Here is a 17916-nt window from a genome sequence, read left to right as displayed (position 1 = left end):
ATGACCAGTCATGAAGATATAAATAATGAACGCCCAAAATTGACAATTCGGGTAATGGCCAAATTGACATTGCGTTTGGGTTCGGTATCACTCGTCATTTTTTCGCACTGATCCACTTTGGGGCAAAATTGTGGATTCTTTACACTGACTAGTTGCTCATTTAATTTAAGACCATAATGAGGAACCGTGACAATCAAGTTTTCAGTGATGTTATTACGCTGTAATAATGCACGGAACTGGAAAATAAGTTGGTGATAGTTGTTATCACTGATTCTTTGATGATTTTCATACCAAACCAAATTAATAATCTTTCGCTTACAGTTAATCTCTTTAAGCAAGGCAACCAAAAGCCTTTTTTGTCCCTCACTTAAGGTGATCGTCTGTTGACTGGTATGGATGACCAATTTATTGATCGAACACTGTAGCGTAAATATATCTTTATAAGCGAGAGTCTCATCGCTAAGTAACTGGATGCATTCTTCCCTATTTAACATACTTTTTTATCCTTGACCGGTGTATTCAATTTGATATTTTTCTGGCTTCACTAGAGTGACATTCTCTTAAGCACTTTTTTACCGCTTAGCTCATGTTTAATCACTGCAGCTATATGCAGTAGCACTAATGTAGCGAGTATGGCGCAGGAAAGTATGTGAATAGTGTTGAATAGTTTGGTAACAGCAAGGTCATGAATAGGTTGTGGGATGATAAAGAGATCAAAAACGTTGATATCTCTTTCCATCATCAGTACTCCAGTGACTAACACAACGGAAATATTCAGATAAAGAATAAAATGTACGGCGTGAGCAATAAATCGAGCCAATGCATTGTCATTAATATCTTCAGGTTTTTCTGAGGCAAAGTAGAAGTAAATCCGAATGATGAACACAGGGATCAACAAGGTGGTTAGCGAAACATTAATAAATCCTGTTAGTGTCTTTAGCTCGGGAGATACGTCAAACAATCCTACATAAAAACCGGAAATAGTGGCCCAAATGATAACCAATGCAGAAATCCAGTGTAAAATCACTTGCTGCCAAGAATACTTTTTTTTCATTTTCATTTCCGATTAAAAAATGCCGCTATACAAGCGGCAAAGAAGGTGTTGACTACAGATGTAGGTATTAACTAAATTAAATTTAGTTGTGCAGGCTATAAATGAATAATACTAGAGGGTGTTATTCAATTCTTATTGGCTCTGCTGTATTCCAAACACAGTTTAACCAAGTTAATTTTAAAATTGAATTAGGTGAACTCTCCAATCTTAGTGGGAGTTATCCGATAATTTAAATTGTTCAATAAATGACTAAATTGATCTCGAACCTGTAGGCGGCATCAATATAAAAAATATATTTTGCCGAATTGATTAGCGTTGTTTAAGGGAGTGACTATTTTGGAAAACTTATGAATCTCTGGCAATTGTTAATGCAGAGTCATGTTATGACTATGTCATATACCTTGAGTGTAGTATTCATTCAAATACAGCGCTTTCATTTTCCGAACCCCGGCTAGTCGCCCTGAGGGATCCCCACAAAATCACCATTAATAAACTAGCACCATATTTCGGTAGGCTCTGGCAAGGTGATTAAGTGCACTATTCAGTGCTATTCGTCGCAATATTAGCGGAGAGTGTCTTAAGACATTCTCTGCTAACGTCAGATAAGATATGACCCGCCTCGACTTCACACTGTTAGCCTGATACCTCACATGTAATCCTTTATTTTCAAAATGATACCCCATTAACCACATCACAATTGTACTTAACGTTGCTAACAGGCTCAGGACCTGCATTCGCTCCGTTGTTCTGCTGCGGCTTGCACGCAAACCAAATCCAAAGCGCTCACTTTTTTCATCACGGAAATTTTGCTCTATTTGCATTCTTCTGCTGTATATTTTCATGACTTCACGGGGCCTGAAGTCGTCGCTACTGGTAAACAGTAGCCAGGGTGTTTTGGCTGATGAGCGGCCGTCACGCTCTTGTTTGTAGCGTTTTATCCTGCCACAGGAACGTCTGTTTTTTCTACCTTTAGGGGCTTTCTTATAAAGATAAAAATGGCCTTCGCAGCGGGCATATTGAGTACGTGACAACGTACCCGGCCCCAAATATTCGGGCTGGCTTCTGGCCTGAAGTTCCTGTGGTTTGTACCAGATATCACCCTCCCGATGCAGTCGAAGTCGTGTATATCCCCTTATTCTTCCGACAAAATCCCAGCCTAATGATTTTATATGTTTGAACCAGGCATTTTGGAAACCTGCATCGGTAACAATAATAACTCTGGCATCGGGATTAACGGCTCGGGCAAGTGCATTTAAAAATGTTTTATGAATTTGTTCGCTCTGCTGTTCAGCCGACGGAACAATCTGACTTAACAAAGGAATGGAGCGGCCATCACAAATTAAACTGGCCCGGAGAATGTGGTATTCATGCGAGTGATATCCACTCCAGTCAACAGCAACCACGCACAGAGATAATTTCCGGGTCAGCATAGCTATAATATTATTGAAAATCAGTGGAATATCACGATGAAGAGACTCATTTCCCAGCAAACGGTCCACGCGTTTAATTTTGTTTTTAACCTGAGCCTGACCCGGTAAGAAACGGCCGATACTGGTTAGAGTGAGTGAAGCTCCATTGATTAAAGCAACAGTGGCATCCATCAGGGCGCTTTGCCGGTATTTATGAAATGGTGCTAAGGCATTCTGGAAAAAATTTTGGCATACTTTACGAACAAGCATAGCGGTGATCTCATTGAATTGGTGGAGCAATCAGTAGATCACATCACGCTATGCCTGTCTTGTTTTCTGGGGATTCTTCAGGGCTAGTCGCCGGGGCTATTTATTTAGCTGTTATCTAGCAAGGCATAAAATTGCGTGAGCGTCTGTTGCAGATAGGGCAAGCTTTCTGCATTTTCCAGTGCCTCGCATAAGACTACCTGTTCAGGGGTGCCAAACATCTGGCACAACCCCAGCATTTTATGGCCGAGCTTCTGTGCGGCAACCAGATCACCCTCTTTTATCACTTCTTCAATATAGCCAAGATAATCACGAATACTGGCGTAAAATCGTGCGCTGAAGGTGGCATCAGTCATGTTCTTTTTCCTTAGAAGCAAAATAGTCACGTATCAATTGCTGCCATTGTTCGCGTGCAACCGGTTTTTGTAGCAGGTAATCCATACCGACTTCACGGGCGCGCTGCGCATCTTCTGTTTTCAGTGAAGCTGATTGACCGATAATCAGCACCGGTTCTGGGCTATCTTGCATCAGTTTTCGCAGGTGACGTACCAGTTCAAAGCCGTCGCTCTCATCAAGCCGACAGTCGGTCACAATAATAGTATGGTGGTGTTGTAACCAGCTCTGATACGCCTGCTGCGTGTTTGCTACCGCATCGACCTGAAACCCCATGCTGCTAAACAGTTCATATTGAACTTCCAGCAGCAGTGGCTCATCCTCTACCACCAACAGACGCCGTGATTCTGTAATGATGGTAGTAGGGAGATGTAACTCAGGGCTGTCACTGCTACTCTCGAGCGGCTGCTCCTCATTACATAAATCGGTGATGGCAAGGTAGAGTGCCGAGGCGTACACCGGGCGCGGGATAATCACCGAATCCCCTTGCTTATTGTGTAGTTGCCAGTGTTTTTGCGCTACATCCAGTTGCAGATCAATCTCCGGCCCACGAGCCGCAGCAGGGAGTGGCTCAGCGGCAGAGTAATAGGGTAACTCGCAGCCATCCAGAATCTGAGTAATTTCACCGCTCAATGAGGACGGTATCTCAGTGGGCATGATGATATGTAGCCCTTCAGGTAGCGGGTTTTCGATAGCATAATGGGCCGCAATTGCGGGTAAGGCAATGGTCACCCGCGAGCCGACCCCCGGCTGACTGACAATGGCCAGATGTCCACCGGTGAGATGCATATTTTTCTTAGCCACAAATAATCCCAGCCCAGTGCCCTTAGGGTGTGGGGTGTCGCTATCTGTACGAGAGAATTTGCCCTGATAAAAAGGTTCTGAAAGCCGTGCCAGTACCTTGCTGGGGATCCCGGTGCCGGTGTCTATCACCTCAATGCTAAACATGTTCTTGCCGTCCACTTGTAGCAACGAGCATTCAATTAATACCATACCGTCATGGGTGTGCTTAATGGCATTGCTGACGATATTGTTCAGCGCCTGAGAGACCAGGGTGCCATCGAACAAGTGGGGTAAAAAAAACTGCTTTGACTGGTAACGAACCTGGAGTGTGGTGCCGTGTGTTTCGGCAAAACTGATAAATAGTTTGACCGTGGTATCGCACAATTCAGCCAGTAACTGTGGTTGTGGATTTTGTGTTACCGACCCAGCATTGATTTTGGCGTTATCCAGTGACAGGTCAAGATTATCCAGTAATTCGCGGGTGACATGAATAACGTTAGCAAGCCTTTCGCGCTGGCTGGTTGAGACTATTTTGTCTACCAGCCCTTCGCAGGCGGTCAAAATACCAATCAGCGGCGTGCGCAATTCGTGCGCAATGACTGACAGCTCCAGATTGTTTTTTGAACCCAGTCGGACAAGCTCCATTTTTAATCGCCGGTAGCGATAGAAAACGAATAACAGCAAGCATAATAAAGCCGTAGCCAGCCCCCCAACATAGAAAGTCAGCTTGTAATCTTTCGGTAGAGGAATGTTAGTGTCGCTAATAATCCATTTTGCCGTAAGTTCAGCTTGCTGTTTAGCCGAAATGGACGCGATAGCTTTATTAATGATATTGATCAGTATTTGATCTTCAGGGTGGGCAGCCATCGCCAGAGAGATCTTGGCAGAATGGGGGCGCGATATCTTTAATTGCCCCGGATATTTGACATTCATATAGTAAAGAGCGGTGGGTGAGAGGACGACCGCAGCTTCAGCCTGCCGGTTTATCACTTCAGCGATTGTCTCTTCGGGAGAATAAACAATTTTGTAATTAACACCTGGAAATTGCTTGGTAAACCACTCAATCAGCGATGAATAGTCGGTGATGGAAACATAGCCTTCCATCAGATCGTCCGGGGTGGCGATATGGCGCGTGGCCTTGCGGGTAACGGTCAGTGGCCAGGTGGTAAAGATCGGTACACTGCTGATGAGCCCGTGGGTTTGCGCAAACGAAATTGAGGTACTGGTAAGTAGCGAGATCTTACCGCTTTGCAGATTGGTAACGGATTCTCTGTCGTTGTTACTGAATACTGGCTTAAATTTTATTCCGGTGACAGTGGAGATTATATCGATATAATCCCGGGTCAGCCCAATATGCTCTCCGATACTATTAAATTTTTCAATCGGATAAGAATTCGGGAAAATACCGTAGTTCACCACTGGGTGCGTTTTAATATAATCCAGCTCTTGCGGTGAAAAAACGATGGCCTCGGCAGCATAAACAGCCGTCGATGAAAGCAGGGTAAGTGCCCATGTCAGGTAGATTTTATAGAGAAATTTCATGAGCATATTTAAAGAAATCAGTGTTTGAAGTAAGCCCCAGTTTTTTGAAGGCACGCGTTTTCGTGTTCGATACCGTTTTAAAACTGATATTCAGGCGCACGCTGATTTCTTTCTGCTTCAGGCCATTAAGTAGCATCCTTAGTACTTCGGTTTCGCGCCCGGTTAAAGTGTGATGTGTATTTTGCTGTGTAGGTTGAGACAGTGATGCCAGCTCAATAGGGAAGAATTTTTTACCGCGGGCGACATATGAAATAGCAAAAAACAGCTCCTGAATATCGCTGCTTTTTTGCACAAAACCCCATGCCCCCGCTTGCCAGGCAAGACGCGCTACTGCCAGGCTTTTATGAGCGGTATGGACAATAATTTTCAATGCGGGGCGCAACTGAAGCAGGCGCTTGATTAACCCGACGCCATCCTGAGGCAGTGATGCATCCTCGTTCTCATCTGTTTCACCCGCCACGAGGGAATAATCCAGTAATAGTACTTCAATCTCAGGGTTGCTTTCTAGTAGCGTGATGAGTTCGGGTGTATTACTGACACAACCGACGACCTGCAGCGAAAAGTCACTGTAAATAAGTTGGAGTTCGGGTTCTTTGTGATGATAAGGATACTTTTTTAAGATCTCCATCAGCGCAAGGCGACTGAAAGGTTCATCTTCGATCATTGCTATATTGAGCGTTTTCGTTTGTGTCATAAGAAGCCTCGATCAAGTGAGGCAAGTGCTAACTGTCATTTACTGTCAGTAATAACTTCTCACCTGATTGACGTAAGAGCGGTGTGAGCTTGTCACTCATCATTATCAATTTACCCTCTTTCTCTACCCTTACACTGATATTAAGAGGCTGTGAGGACAATGATAACTCATTCGGTAGTTGCAAGCGAAATGGAATTGTAAGACTTTTCGTCTTGGTCATAAAACTATACTCATGAAGCATGTATTCTTTCTCTCCAGAAGCCTTATTCTGAGAAAGTGAGAGCGTAATTTTAACATTTTCAGGTATTGTCTTACTATTACTCAGAATATTTCCTTGAATGTAACCCCCATTGTAATTGCGGCTATTGTCGGTCGGCAGCGTACAGCCGGATAAAACCAGCGACAGAATTAAAATTAAATAGTAAGAATAACTTTTTTTATGAGTATTAAAACGAGATTTCATCGGATTATCCTGCGGTAAAAATATAAAAATAAGAACAGGTGGCGGCGATAGCCAATGTACAGGTTGTAATAACTGCATCAATGATGCCTTTTTGGTGCATAACTTTATTTTTTACTGCGGCTTTTTGCTCTGGAGCTACTGATGTTGACTCGGCTGTCAGCGCTTTCTTGGTACCTGTATATGAAATACCAATTCTTGGTAAAGTGGCAATCAGGGTTTCATCCAGATTAGCTTTCTTAAATGAGCAGCGTAATTGTCTTACCAGTTTATAATAACTACTTTCAGTAACAATAACGCCGCGCTTTTCCCAAATTGCATACATAACTTCTCTTTTGCTACAGGTTTTATCCAGCAGCATTTTTAACAGACATGACTCACTTTCTGAAAGTACCACGACAGTTTCTTGTTGGGTCAATGTCCTCTTCCAGGAGTTAAAAATAACACTTTCACACAAAACAATACTAGTTGGGTTCAGTTCATTATTCGTCATGGTATTTTCGCCTTCGTAAAAGATTAACTAAGTTCAAGGCGTGTTTTATACCTTCTCCTTAAAAGGTTCTCAACGGTAGAAAGGCTGATATGGGTATATTAAAGAATACTCTCCATGCGTTTGGAGAGTGATCTCTGTGTGCTTGAGGATTACTCTTCTTTTGGGCGTTAAATATTAATATGTGGGAGTGGATCTTAACAGCGACGCGTTCCTTTGGGCAAAATCAGGCCCGGAATTGACGATTTTCATAATTTTGCTGGCGTACTTGTCTCTATAGTGGGCAGTTTCTGAATGATACGCACCCACTGCGCGCCAGCTATAGCCATGTTTTTTAAACTTCTGGCTCAGCAAATAGGCCCCAGCTTCAATGTTGGTGCAAGGCTGCATCAGCGCCTGTTTATTCTTGATGATCCCTTGGGATTTTAGCGGATCAATATTAATGGTATTAATCTGCATCAGGCCATAATCATGGCTACCGTTTTTGTTAATATTACGCGCATCCGGCTTTCCGCCAGATTCATTAATAATAATCGCTTCGAGAATAATTTCTGGCACATCCCAGCGAATAGCCGCACTTGATAAACAAGATGCCTGAGCTATCACCGGGCTGAGAAACAGTATAATGGATAAATAATAAATAATAGTTTTCATAGGGAGTTAAATTTAATAATACTCATCACCATCATCTTCAGTAGGAACTTTACCCATTTTATCTAAAGATTGTTGATTCAGTTGGCCAATAATCATATTGGCTGCTAAATACATTGAATAAGCCGGATTGAATTTTTCTTTCAGTAAAGCTTTATCTTCCGACAGCTCGGATGCCTTGAGCGTTGTTACCAGCTGGGCAATAAATTGTTTGCGTTCTGCTGTAGGCAAACTGTTTAGTTTCTTTTTGAGCAGCACGAAGAGATCTTTCTTGTCTTGTATCATGCGCAGATTGCCAACAAAGTCGTCAATGTCTGATTGCTCGATGGCTGAAAGTTGTGGTGCATCCGTAGGTTCCTTTTTCTCTGTTACGGCGACTTTCACCACCGGATTGTCTTGCCATGCTTGCGCAACCCGCTGATGAATATTGTTAGCAGCAGGAACCGGTTTAGCATCACTGATCGCTGCTGCCATTTTCAACGTGGAGTGAATCGTCGTAATTGTCATGTCGTTCTCCTGAGTGACCGAATTGTTCGGATAGTTTGCTGTATAAGGCCTTTCTGGACTGCAAAATAGTGCAGCGTGCCGGCAGGGATAAAATATGTGGCAACGTGCGTTGCGCCGCGCTTTCTGGGGAAAAATGAAGAATTTCATTATTCACCTCCAACGCAATACTCTCTTCCGCACCACCGAGTACGGTAATATGCTGCATTTCCGCCAGCGTAGGTTTTAGTTTTTTCAGTAATGAGGGGGGCAAGTGTATCTGGATCTGTAGGGATTCAGAATGCTGCCGGATAAAGTGGTCACTGACGATTTCATACATCCGTGGATCACTAAACATCTCCTCTAACAGTGTTTGCAAGCGGGCCTCACTACTGGCCAGTGTCTGTTGATATTGGCGCTGGCTTGATTCCAGCCCGAGTAAGAGATCGGCTAACAGTTTTTGCAGCCCATCCTGATACCCTTGCTGGTAAGCAATACGTTGTATTTCCTCTGCTTCTTGTTGAGCCTGCTGACAGTGCTCAGAGGCCTGTTTTTTGGCCTGTGCTGTTAGCGTTTTTTCATAGCGGCTCGCTTTCATGACTTGATGTTTAATCAAAACTTTTTCTAGTGCGGTTTGCCGGATATCCGGCTCAGATTGCTGCGACATAACGGCAAGCTCCTTCTATCACATTCCAGGGTAGAGCATTTTTCATCGGCGTCTCCATTAACTGTCGGGTGACGGAACTGAACATATAGCTGGCTCGTGCGGTATACACCTTGCCAAATGGCTGCAAACCCGCCAATAGTTGTGCCGCACCTGCCGCCAGCAGCGTTTGTGGTGATGATGGCGTCTGCTGTAGTTGGCGGAAATTGTCGCTTCCGCGTTGATGCAGTTGCGCATATTGGGATGTTTCCACCCACCACGGGAGCGGCGCCGGGTGTAACAGCACCCCTAGCGCCCAGGCAACCTTGGGCAATTGTGCCCAATGCTCAGCAATGAAATCGGGCAACAGCAGCGTATTGCTATCAGGTGCAGGCAGTTGATACTGTCTCAACAAGCGCTGATTATGAGCTTCTTGTAATACCTGAGGTAGGGCGGGGTAATCAATGCAGCTGTGCTCTGCGTGAAAGTAGCCACCCGGTGCCAGCAAGATTTCATGCTGACAAGCGAAACTAAACCGACCGGGATTGGCTGTCATAATTTTTGCTCCGTACTGTCCGAAGGGGCTTCTTTTTTGCTGTTTTGTTGCTTGCGACGCCAAAGTAACAAAATGGCACCGGCAGCGGTCATCAGGGCCGCAGCAATACCGATCAATAGCACCGGTGGTACTGGGAACTGTGGCTCACTTTTGATCTGTCGCTGCAATGGCGGGCGCTCAACCACTACCACCGAAACATTGTCAAAGCTGGCTTCAGCAAAGCTGTTGGTGAGAAATAACTTAATTTTGCTCATCATCAGCTTAGGATCTTCATTGCCAGCATAAGTCACCAGACTTGAAACCTGCTGCGGTTCTTTGACCCGGCTATTGCTGTTTAAGGGATAACTGACGTGCACTCTGGCGTTTACCACGCCGGGAATGGTCAGCAGCGATTGTTCTAACCGTTGCTCAATTAAGGAAAGCAAGCGTGAACGTTCTGCCTGTGGTGATGCCACCAGTGAATCCCCTGGGAATGCCTGGATAATTTCCACTGACTCTTTAGAGGGCAGGTTGTACAGGCGTAACAAATCCACTGCGGTCACAAAATCACTGCGTGCCACCTTAATGGAATTACCTAGCTTGCCATTTTCCCTGCGCGTTCCTTCCACGCCATTTTCCTGTAGGACCGCCAGCACTTCATTGCTCTGGCGTTGGCTAAGTTCAGTGAGCAGCACTTGGTTATCACAACCAGACAGCAGCCAAATAGCACTTATCACCAAAAATTTCGTCAGTTTATTCATGGGTTACGGGGCTTTTAATACAGAGTCAATCGCGGAGGCACCCTTATGGGTTAGCGTGGCGATGAAATTGATCGCATGATTATAATTATTCACACGACTTTGAAATTGTAATAACTCCGAGGGGTTAGACACATCTATAGTGTCGGCCCCGTTAATCAGAGCGGCTTTTTCCCGTTCAGCAGCAACGGTAATATTTGCCCCCTTTTTTTGAAACTCACTGCCTATAGCACTACCCGGCACCATCTCAGGGAGATTTTGTTCTGCGAAAGACGGAATGCTCGGGGAGATATTGGTTAATATTGACATAAACTATCCTTAATAAAGGCGTAATATCACCGCACAGTGATATTACGCAGCAATAATATTATGCGTTTCGAATACAAACGCCGGTGGTATCGCGAAAAGTCTTCATAAGATTGCTTTGTAATTGGCGCGCAAAGTTAAAGTTTGAACTTAAGATAGAAATTTCCGCCAGTTTAACTGGGTTATCTATTTCTATATCTTTTTTCTTAAGCTCTTCGGCCAATTTATTTCCATGCTCTCCAACACTTGTGTTTAATGCTCCCAGGGCACGGTATATCATCCCCATGTTGTGACCCTTTGAAGTAGTATCAGGCATTTCAAGTGCGGAGGGGTTCCATTTACCTGTTGCATCAAGTCCATCTAAAGCCATAATTTATATCCTCATTAATTAATATTAGTTTTAAAATGACACTGGATTAAAGTACCAGTGGTTGTTATCCAGCAGAACATAGCCGTTTGGATTATTGACCAGCGACTTGCCTACCAAATGATTTGTGCTCAGAGATATAGAGAACTGAATATGACTAGCTCCATATCGCCTGGTGAAATTTTTGGAGAAATCAATTACCGACAGCGCCTGTTTATCGTTCAGGCTGGCATTAATAATAAAAACAGCAGTCCCGTTTTTATTATCCACCCGCCAGGGCACATTACTTTCAGTCAGACCTTGTTCTGCCTTGTGTATCAATTCGGTTGCGTTGTAACTCTCTAACCGACTTTTTATCGGGCAACCGAGAAAATCTGTCAGTGTCTGTTTAATTATTTTATTATCTGGCGCTGGATAGTTGCCTTTTAACCAGCGAATCACTGGCTGACAAGGGAGTGTTAAATCTACTTTCAACAGACCCGGTAATTGCTTGTCCAGCTCAGTTTCTATCTCTTCTTCCAACGCGGCGATTTTTTTCAATGTCACCGGCTGTTGATAATGTTCCCGCAGTAAACGCTGGGTGCTCCAGTCCAAATCACGCTGTGTTCTTACCAGCACCAGGCTCTGACCATTTCCACTCGTGGTGACGGTCAATGGTGAGCTGCTGCCCTGAAGTAGGGTTTCCAGCGTTTTGACCTGGCGTGCTTCACTGTTGTAGTTAACCAGCTTCCAACCAATAACAGCAGTGAGCGCGGCGAGCATAATTCCGGCGACATAAATTGAGTTAATTTTACGCCCGGTAGGTAAGGGGGCGCCGACATCACTGGCGGCACTTTCCACTCCGGTCGTTTGCACGTTAAGAGGCAAACTCTCCTCACTATTCCACGGGGTGTTCAGCATTTTAATCACCACCGGAAAGTGCTCGGCCAGCATCACTTCCTGAAATATCACCGGCTGCTTAATATCAGGGCAATCACCGCTCAGGGTGAGATACCACTTATCAATATTCTCAGCTTCAGGCGCTGAAATTGCGTCATCGTCACAGACAATGGTGAGTTGGTAATTACCCTGTTCACCCGGCAAATAATAGGTGGTGAAGCCGTCGTTATCTGTTTCTGTTGAATAGCTTTGCTCAGGACCAATCACGATTCGATGGCTACCCGCTTTGAGCATTAATTCATTACCGCTTAGAGGCCCACTGGCAATCCTCATTATCAAGACGCGGTTGTCTGTGTCCCTCATAATATTTTCTCGTTGAACCAAATTGGCGACAAGTAAAGCCGAGTACGAATTTTTTGTCAGCGGAATTGACCTGACTATTTCATACCGGGCGGATTCCCAGTGGGAGTCATGGCTATTCCGAGTGATTCCGTTTAATAAATCGACATCATCGTTCATTGTGTTGCAACTCAAATAACGAGCTGGAGACGAAGAACGATGACAGCAATAAATAATGACATTAAGCCGGTAACGCCAGTGGCTCATTGTTTATCCCTGCAGGATAGTCTGGTGTTGGCTGTACCTGATGATCAGGCGCTGGAGTTGACGTTTCGCTCTGTTTATTCGGGTAACAGCGTCGTAATTACTCAGCCTTCACTGTTTATTTGCCATAACCCCGGCAAGATTGAGGGTGATAAAACTCACTGGTTTTTACACAGCATCACGTTAGCCAGTTTCATCGAAACTCTCGCAACGATTGATGCTGCATTAGGTAAATCATTTTTGGATACTGAAGTGAAATCATCTGTTGCGGCGCTGCCGTGGTCAGAGGTTATTTCCCTTGATGCACCAGATGATGCGACAAAAATGTCAGTGAATAATACCGTGATTGATTTAATACTGCGTAACCAAACGGAATTCAATACTTGGTGCGATCTATTACGAAAATATGAAGCCTACGGAATGATGAGCTTCTTATTATCAGCTTCGGAACAGACAGATAATGTCAGCATTAATTATTTAAGTCAGCGATATGGCGTCTCTGCGGCCTACTTCAGGCAATTATATCGAGAGAGCTTTAAGGCAACAGCCAAGAAAAAAATGATGAATGTGCGTATGGCATCTGCCGTATTACAACTTATCGAAAGTGAAGGTTCAATTCTTGATGTGGGTCTGGATGCTGGATATTGCTCGGCCTCGCATTTTACCAATGATCTCAAAAAAGAGTTGGGGTTAACACCCTCAGAAATAAGACGTTTGGAGTCTATTTTATATGAAAGTTAAATACAGAGGAGTGATCTATTTTTCACTCTTATTGTTGGCAGGCCATATGAGTCAGGTCAACGCTGAGGTGATTACCGCATTGCCCGTCGGGCAGGAAAACGTTAATGACTCCTTTGTCGCAAATAACGTCATGGTCGGCAAGCTGTTTGATGCCGTCGCTGAACGGCTGGAGAAGCCGATTATTCTCAGTAAGTTGGCGGCACAAAAGCGCGTCACTGGGAACTTTAATTTGGCGAATGCTGATGAGATGTTTAAAGCATTATCCCGACGTATGGCGCTGGTGTGGTACGACGATGGCGCGGGCATCTATGTTTATGACAACAGCGAAATGCGTAGTGTCATTGTTCACACTCAGGCTGCGGGTAGTGGGCAAGTGCTTAACTATATTCAGAAAACCGGAATTTACGATAAGCGTTTTCCGGTCCGTACCGAAGGCGATAACCGTTTACTGTTTGTCTCAGGACCACCGCTTTATGTGGAGTTGATTAGTGCGGCAGCCGCCTATCTTGATGAGCGTATTAAGCAGGAAGACTTGGCCAGCGGCGGTGAAGTGGCAGTTATCCCGTTAAAACACTCATCAGTCACCGATCGTACCTATAACCAACGTGGGCAAAGCATCACAATTCCTGGGATGTTAACGGCACTTAATGCTCTGTTCCAGGGTAACAATGGCACGACGGAAAGCACACTGACGATACAACCGAAAGAGGGTGAACCGACGATCGAAGCAGGTTTTCCGGCTCCACCATCAGTTAACGGCGGTGACAGCGCGCTTAAGCTGGCTGCTGGCGCTAAAACGAGCAGCCCATTTTCTCTGGTCGCGTATCCCGACAGCAACAGTCTGGTAGTAAAAGGCAGCGCAGAACAGATTCGCTATGTTCGCCAGTTAGTCCATACCTTGGATAACAGCCGTAGCCAAGTGGAGCTATCACTGTGGATTATCGATGTGACGCAAAGCAAAGTGGACGATCTGGGCGTGCGTTGGGAAGCGGGTGGTATCGGTGTTGCTGGCGGTTCAGTTACCTTTAACCGCAGTACGCTAAGTGACAGCAAAACGTTTTTGGCGCAAATCGACGCGATTAGTAAAACCGGCAATGCCCGTATCGTTTCGCGCCCGGTTATCTTGACGCAGGAGAATGTGCCGGCGCTATTTGATAACAACACCAGTTTTTATGCCCGAGTGGAGGGCGAGCGGGTGGCCTCACTGCAACAGGTGACATATGGCACCATGATCAGTGTGTTGCCGCGCCTCTCAGGGGGATCGAGTGTTGAAATGGAAGTCAATATTGAAGATGGCGGATTAAACCGTGATAACTCGGGCAAACTTGCCGATATCGCTGGGCTGCCAGAGGTTAACCGCACCAACATCAATACTGTGGCACGTATTGGTCGCGATAAAAGCCTGCTGATTGGCGGATATACCCGTGATCAAGTTGAAGAGGGTGAGACTCGGATTCCGCTGTTAAGTGATATTCCGCTTTTGGGTAACCTGTTTAAGTACCGTTCGCACAACCAGCAGAAAATGATCCGTATCTTTTTGATTCAGCCGCGTTTACTGGATGAAAACGAAGCATGGGATGGTCGTCAGTTCTCTGAAACTGAACGCTTAACCCGCCATGATGGCAAGTTAAACGGCACCGTTGAGTTTCTGAAGAAGTATGCGAGCCAGCCGTGGCAATAGGTCCTGTTGGCGGCAACTCACGCTTTTTAGTGGGTCAACGTGACAAAAGTAGCTCCGCGGCACAGGCCAGTGATGATGCTGACGAAGCGGCGCGTGGACAGGGAGTCATTGATAACAGTAGTGAATATGCCTCGATGTCCATGTTGGCAGCCAGTCATGTGCGCCGTCGCGGGCCGACAACAGACAGCAAGGAAGAGTGGACGCGTTTTTCTGAGCGCATCCTGGATGCTCAAGCGGATGAAAAAATCCTGCGGGTTGAAGGGGCGCTGAACAGCAAATTGATGACGCAGCAGCAGCTACATGCTTTTTTGCTCCAGTATTTTACCGATCCCAGTGATTTGCTTATGGTGCTGGCAGCATTGATTCACCGCAGCCGATTAAAGCGCAAGCAGCTCGAACAACTGGAAGCATTACGGGAACAGCTAGAGGCGGAAGACCTCGATCGCAGTGCTCAGGCGGGGATCAATATCGCGCTGGTGGCGAAAGCTTTTGCACAAAAAATGCAGCAGTCGGCTGGCAACTTGAGAATGCTGTATCGCGAGTTTCTTTGCTATGACGGCCCAGCGATTTATCTCTATGAGCAATGGGCTGAAGAGATGGTGGCTCAGGAACGTGAAAATATTATTCGTTACCTGGCGCGGGCTTTGGCTTGTGACTTACAAGCATTACCGTTGGGGAATATTAATGTTAGCGAATTTGGTGCTTTGTTTAATCGTGTTAGCCGATTAAGAGAGATGCAATCACTGGACGATACATTTCGCCAGCGTTTTTCTCATACCGATTTTGCTTTTATTAATCAGAGTGGTGAGAACATGCTTAGCAAATTGTTTATCAGCGGCATTCGCGGTCAAGAGAATTTTAACGACAGCTTACTCACATTTTATTCGCGGCAGCTCGGTGCATTAAGTACGGATATGCGTGCGCGTTTTTTGCAGATTTTAATTATCGCTTTTTCCATATTGCCGACAGGTATTTTCTCATCATTAGAAGAGCGCGAGCATTTTATTGACGGATTGAAAGAGAATATGAGTCATTTTATGGAGCAAGAGCTGGCTATGGCTCGGCGGGTATTACATGACGAAGAAGAGAACATTCCATGAATAAAATTACCGGACTATTGTTAAATATTCGCAATCGTCCTGAACTGTTGGTATTAGTCATCATGGTCATGGTTATTGCCATGCTGATTATACCTTTGCCGACGATTTTAGTAGATCTGTTAATTGGCCTGAATATTATGATTTCAGTGCTGATTTTTATGGGATCATTTTATATTACACGGGTGTTGGACTTCCGGTCATTTCCCTCAATTTTATTGATTACTACGCTATTCCGATTAGCGTTATCGATCAGTACCAGCCGTCTTATTTTGCTGGAAGCTGATGCTGGCGACATTATTGCCACCTTTGGCGAGTTTGTTATTCAGGACAATCTGGTGGTTGGGATGGTGGTATTTGCCATCGTGACCATTGTGCAGTTTATCGTGATTACCAAAGGTTCTGAACGTATTGCCGAAGTTGCGGCGCGTTTCTCACTTGATGCGATGCCAGGTAAACAGATGAGCATTGACGCTGATTTGCGTGCTGGGGTGATTGATGAGGCAACAGTAAAAGAGAAACGTAATGATATGGAGAACGAGAGCCAGTTATACGGCTCTTTTGATGGGGCGATGAAATTCATCAAAGGTGATGCTATCGCTGGGATTATCATTATTTTTGTCAATCTGATTGGTGGTATTTCCGTCGGAATGGCGCAATTGGGCATGGACATGCCTACGGCACTGAATACCTTCACCCTGCTGACCATTGGTGATGGCTTGGTAGCACAAATTCCGGCTCTGCTTATCTCTATCAGTGCCGGCTTTATTGTGACTCGCGTGGGCGGCAATGATAAAAACCTTGGTGAAAATATTGTCTCTGAGCTGTTTGCCAAAGATTTCACTATTATGATCACCGCGATCATTGTTTGTAGCATTGGTTTTCTGCCCGGGTTTCCTACGCCAATTTTCCTGTTCTTATCCGGTTTAATGGTAGCGCTGCTGTGGTATCGCCATCATCAGAAGCGCAAGGAGAAGAAACACCTTGCGGGTGATGAACAGAGTGATGCTGAAGTTAGCTCCGAGGTGGCAGAAGGCGAAACTCGACGGGAAAGTCAGGTTTCAGATGATGAGTATGTACCTGAAACACTGCCAATTATTATTTCGGTGAGCCAAAAACATAAGGAACTGCTGGAAGAAAATAGTTTTCTATCACGCATCAAGAAAGATATTTTTGTGCGCTATGGCTACCGCATCCCTGATATTGCCATTAACTATTCTCCGGTGGTACCAAGCGACAAAATTATTGTGCTGATTAATGAAGTTCGTGCGGGTGATTATAATATTTGCTTTGGTGGTTTACGTCTTCTTACGATTAACGATGAACTGGAATATCTGGGGCTGGAATTAACCCGATTTACTGATGAGCATGGTGCAGTCAGTACCTGGATCGCCAGTAAACATACTGATGATATTAAACAACTGGGTTTAATGGCACGCGATGATATTAGTGAGATTATCGACTGTATCGGAACTTTATTGCTGCATCACATTAATGAGTTCTTTGGGATTCAGGAAACTAAAAACCTGCTTGACGATCTGGAAAAGAAATACCCTGAATTATTAAAAGAGTGCTATCGCCATGCAACAGTACAAAAGATAACTGAAGTATTTCAGCGTCTGCTGATGGAAAAGATTTCCATCCGAAATATGAAACTTATTTTGGAAACTTTGGTGCAATGGGTGCCAAAAGAGAAAGACAGCATGATGCTGGTGGAATATGTCCGTGGCGCGATGGCCCGTTATATCTCATCTCGTTTTGCCACCGATGGGCGTTTGAATGTTCTGATGATTAATGATCAATTTGAAGACATGATTCGCCAAGGGATTCGTCAGGCCTCCGGTGGTAGCTTTATCAGCCTTGATCCGGCAAAAACCGATGACATTATTCAGGCCTTTGCTCAGACAGTAGAAAGCAGTTATCACTCTGTTCGAGATATGAGTGTGCTGGTGCCCGTAGATATTCGTCGTTTTGTGAAAAAAATTCTTGAGAGTCGTTTCCCTGAATTGGAGGTGCTCTCATTTAATGAGATCTCCGAGACAGTGAAAGTGAACGTAATTAAAACCGTGTAAGGAGAACT

The 17916-nt window shown here is 44.8% G+C and carries 20 protein-coding genes; 4 read left to right on the top strand and 16 right to left on the bottom strand.

The annotated features are described in order from the left end of the window. Positions 1-8 precede the first annotated feature (8 nt). The 16 genes from FGL26_RS12180 to FGL26_RS12105 form a co-directional block, all read right to left on the bottom strand. Positions 9-494 carry a winged helix-turn-helix domain-containing protein gene (locus tag FGL26_RS12180; protein WP_005173817.1) on the bottom strand — a complete coding sequence of 162 codons (486 nt, stop codon included), beginning with the start codon at positions 492-494 and terminating at the stop codon, positions 9-11. 50 nt (positions 495-544) lie between these two features. After that, complete coding sequence (locus FGL26_RS12175; RefSeq protein WP_005173810.1) at positions 545-1054, bottom strand: cytochrome b; 510 nt, start codon at positions 1052-1054, stop codon at positions 545-547. A 485-nt stretch (positions 1055-1539) separates the two neighbouring features. Further along, a complete protein-coding gene (locus FGL26_RS12170; protein ID WP_032908992.1) occupies positions 1540-2733 on the bottom strand; it encodes an IS4 family transposase in 1194 nt (397 codons plus the stop codon). Positions 2734-2837: 104 nt separating this feature from the next. Further along, positions 2838-3086, bottom strand: coding sequence for an Hpt domain-containing protein (locus tag FGL26_RS12165; RefSeq protein ID WP_005173806.1), 249 nt, complete (start codon positions 3084-3086; stop codon positions 2838-2840). Continuing rightward, positions 3079-5448, bottom strand: a complete 2370-nt coding sequence (ysrS, locus tag FGL26_RS12160; RefSeq protein ID WP_073969980.1) for a two-component system sensor histidine kinase YsrS — start codon at positions 5446-5448, stop codon at positions 3079-3081. The genes FGL26_RS12165 and ysrS overlap by 8 nt, the downstream gene beginning before the upstream one ends. Beyond that, positions 5432-6142, bottom strand: coding sequence for a response regulator transcription factor (locus FGL26_RS12155; RefSeq protein WP_005173802.1), 711 nt, complete (start codon positions 6140-6142; stop codon positions 5432-5434). Before FGL26_RS12155 ends, ysrS begins: the two co-directional genes overlap by 17 nt. A 28-nt stretch (positions 6143-6170) precedes the next feature. Further along, a complete protein-coding gene (gene ysaP / locus FGL26_RS12150) occupies positions 6171-6605 on the bottom strand; it encodes a type III secretion system pilotin YsaP (RefSeq protein ID WP_005173800.1) in 435 nt (144 codons plus the stop codon). A gap of 4 nt (positions 6606-6609) precedes the next feature. Next, the gene (locus tag FGL26_RS12145; RefSeq protein WP_005173798.1) at positions 6610-7095 is read right to left on the bottom strand and encodes a winged helix-turn-helix domain-containing protein; all 486 of its coding nucleotides are present in this window, start codon (positions 7093-7095) and stop codon (positions 6610-6612) included. 174 nt (positions 7096-7269) lie between these two features. Further along, complete coding sequence (locus FGL26_RS12140) at positions 7270-7746, bottom strand: lytic transglycosylase domain-containing protein (protein ID WP_005173797.1); 477 nt, start codon at positions 7744-7746, stop codon at positions 7270-7272. 12 nt (positions 7747-7758) lie between these two features. Continuing rightward, positions 7759-8250, bottom strand: coding sequence for a hypothetical protein (locus FGL26_RS12135; protein WP_227746657.1), 492 nt, complete (start codon positions 8248-8250; stop codon positions 7759-7761). Next, positions 8198-8893 carry an HrpE/YscL family type III secretion apparatus protein gene (locus FGL26_RS12130; RefSeq protein WP_005173793.1) on the bottom strand — a complete coding sequence of 232 codons (696 nt, stop codon included), beginning with the start codon at positions 8891-8893 and terminating at the stop codon, positions 8198-8200. The genes FGL26_RS12135 and FGL26_RS12130 overlap by 53 nt, the downstream gene beginning before the upstream one ends. Then, the gene (locus FGL26_RS12125) at positions 8877-9425 is read right to left on the bottom strand and encodes a hypothetical protein (protein WP_005173791.1); all 549 of its coding nucleotides are present in this window, start codon (positions 9423-9425) and stop codon (positions 8877-8879) included. The genes FGL26_RS12130 and FGL26_RS12125 overlap by 17 nt, the downstream gene beginning before the upstream one ends. Beyond that, positions 9422-10165 carry a type III secretion system inner membrane ring lipoprotein SctJ gene (sctJ, locus tag FGL26_RS12120; RefSeq protein ID WP_005173789.1) on the bottom strand — a complete coding sequence of 248 codons (744 nt, stop codon included), beginning with the start codon at positions 10163-10165 and terminating at the stop codon, positions 9422-9424. The genes FGL26_RS12125 and sctJ overlap by 4 nt, the downstream gene beginning before the upstream one ends. A 3-nt stretch (positions 10166-10168) precedes the next feature. Continuing rightward, on the bottom strand, positions 10169-10471 hold the full coding sequence (sctI, locus tag FGL26_RS12115) for a type III secretion system inner rod subunit SctI (RefSeq protein ID WP_005173787.1): 303 nt from the start codon (positions 10469-10471) through the stop codon (positions 10169-10171). 58 nt (positions 10472-10529) lie between these two features. Continuing rightward, positions 10530-10838 (bottom strand): hypothetical protein, encoded by a 309-nt coding sequence (locus FGL26_RS12110; RefSeq protein WP_005173785.1) that lies wholly within the window; start codon positions 10836-10838, stop codon positions 10530-10532. 30 nt (positions 10839-10868) lie between these two features. Further along, on the bottom strand, positions 10869-12077 hold the full coding sequence (locus FGL26_RS12105) for a PrgH/EprH family type III secretion apparatus protein (RefSeq protein WP_032903055.1): 1209 nt from the start codon (positions 12075-12077) through the stop codon (positions 10869-10871). 195 nt (positions 12078-12272) lie between these two features. Between FGL26_RS12105 and FGL26_RS12100 the strand changes: the two genes are divergently transcribed. Genes FGL26_RS12100 through FGL26_RS12085 form a run of 4 tightly spaced genes read left to right on the top strand, consistent with a single transcriptional unit; the run spans position 12273 to position 17908 of the window. Continuing rightward, positions 12273-13058 (top strand): helix-turn-helix domain-containing protein, encoded by a 786-nt coding sequence (locus FGL26_RS12100; RefSeq protein ID WP_005173778.1) that lies wholly within the window; start codon positions 12273-12275, stop codon positions 13056-13058. Beyond that, on the top strand, positions 13048-14739 hold the full coding sequence (sctC, locus tag FGL26_RS12095) for a type III secretion system outer membrane ring subunit SctC (RefSeq protein WP_005173772.1): 1692 nt from the start codon (positions 13048-13050) through the stop codon (positions 14737-14739). The genes FGL26_RS12100 and sctC overlap by 11 nt, the downstream gene beginning before the upstream one ends. Then, complete coding sequence (gene sctW, locus FGL26_RS12090) at positions 14730-15839, top strand: type III secretion system gatekeeper subunit SctW (protein WP_005173765.1); 1110 nt, start codon at positions 14730-14732, stop codon at positions 15837-15839. Before sctC ends, sctW begins: the two co-directional genes overlap by 10 nt. Further along, positions 15836-17908: an EscV/YscV/HrcV family type III secretion system export apparatus protein gene (locus tag FGL26_RS12085; RefSeq protein ID WP_005173762.1), complete on the top strand. Its 2073-nt coding sequence runs from the start codon at positions 15836-15838 to the stop codon at positions 17906-17908. The genes sctW and FGL26_RS12085 overlap by 4 nt, the downstream gene beginning before the upstream one ends. Positions 17909-17916 lie beyond the last annotated feature (8 nt).

Source organism: Yersinia enterocolitica subsp. enterocolitica, assembly GCF_901472495.1.
Taxonomy (GTDB): Bacteria; Pseudomonadota; Gammaproteobacteria; order Enterobacterales; family Enterobacteriaceae; genus Yersinia; species Yersinia enterocolitica.
The sequence above is the reverse complement of the archived record's forward strand: the minus strand, read 5'-3'. Positions and strand labels throughout refer to the sequence as shown.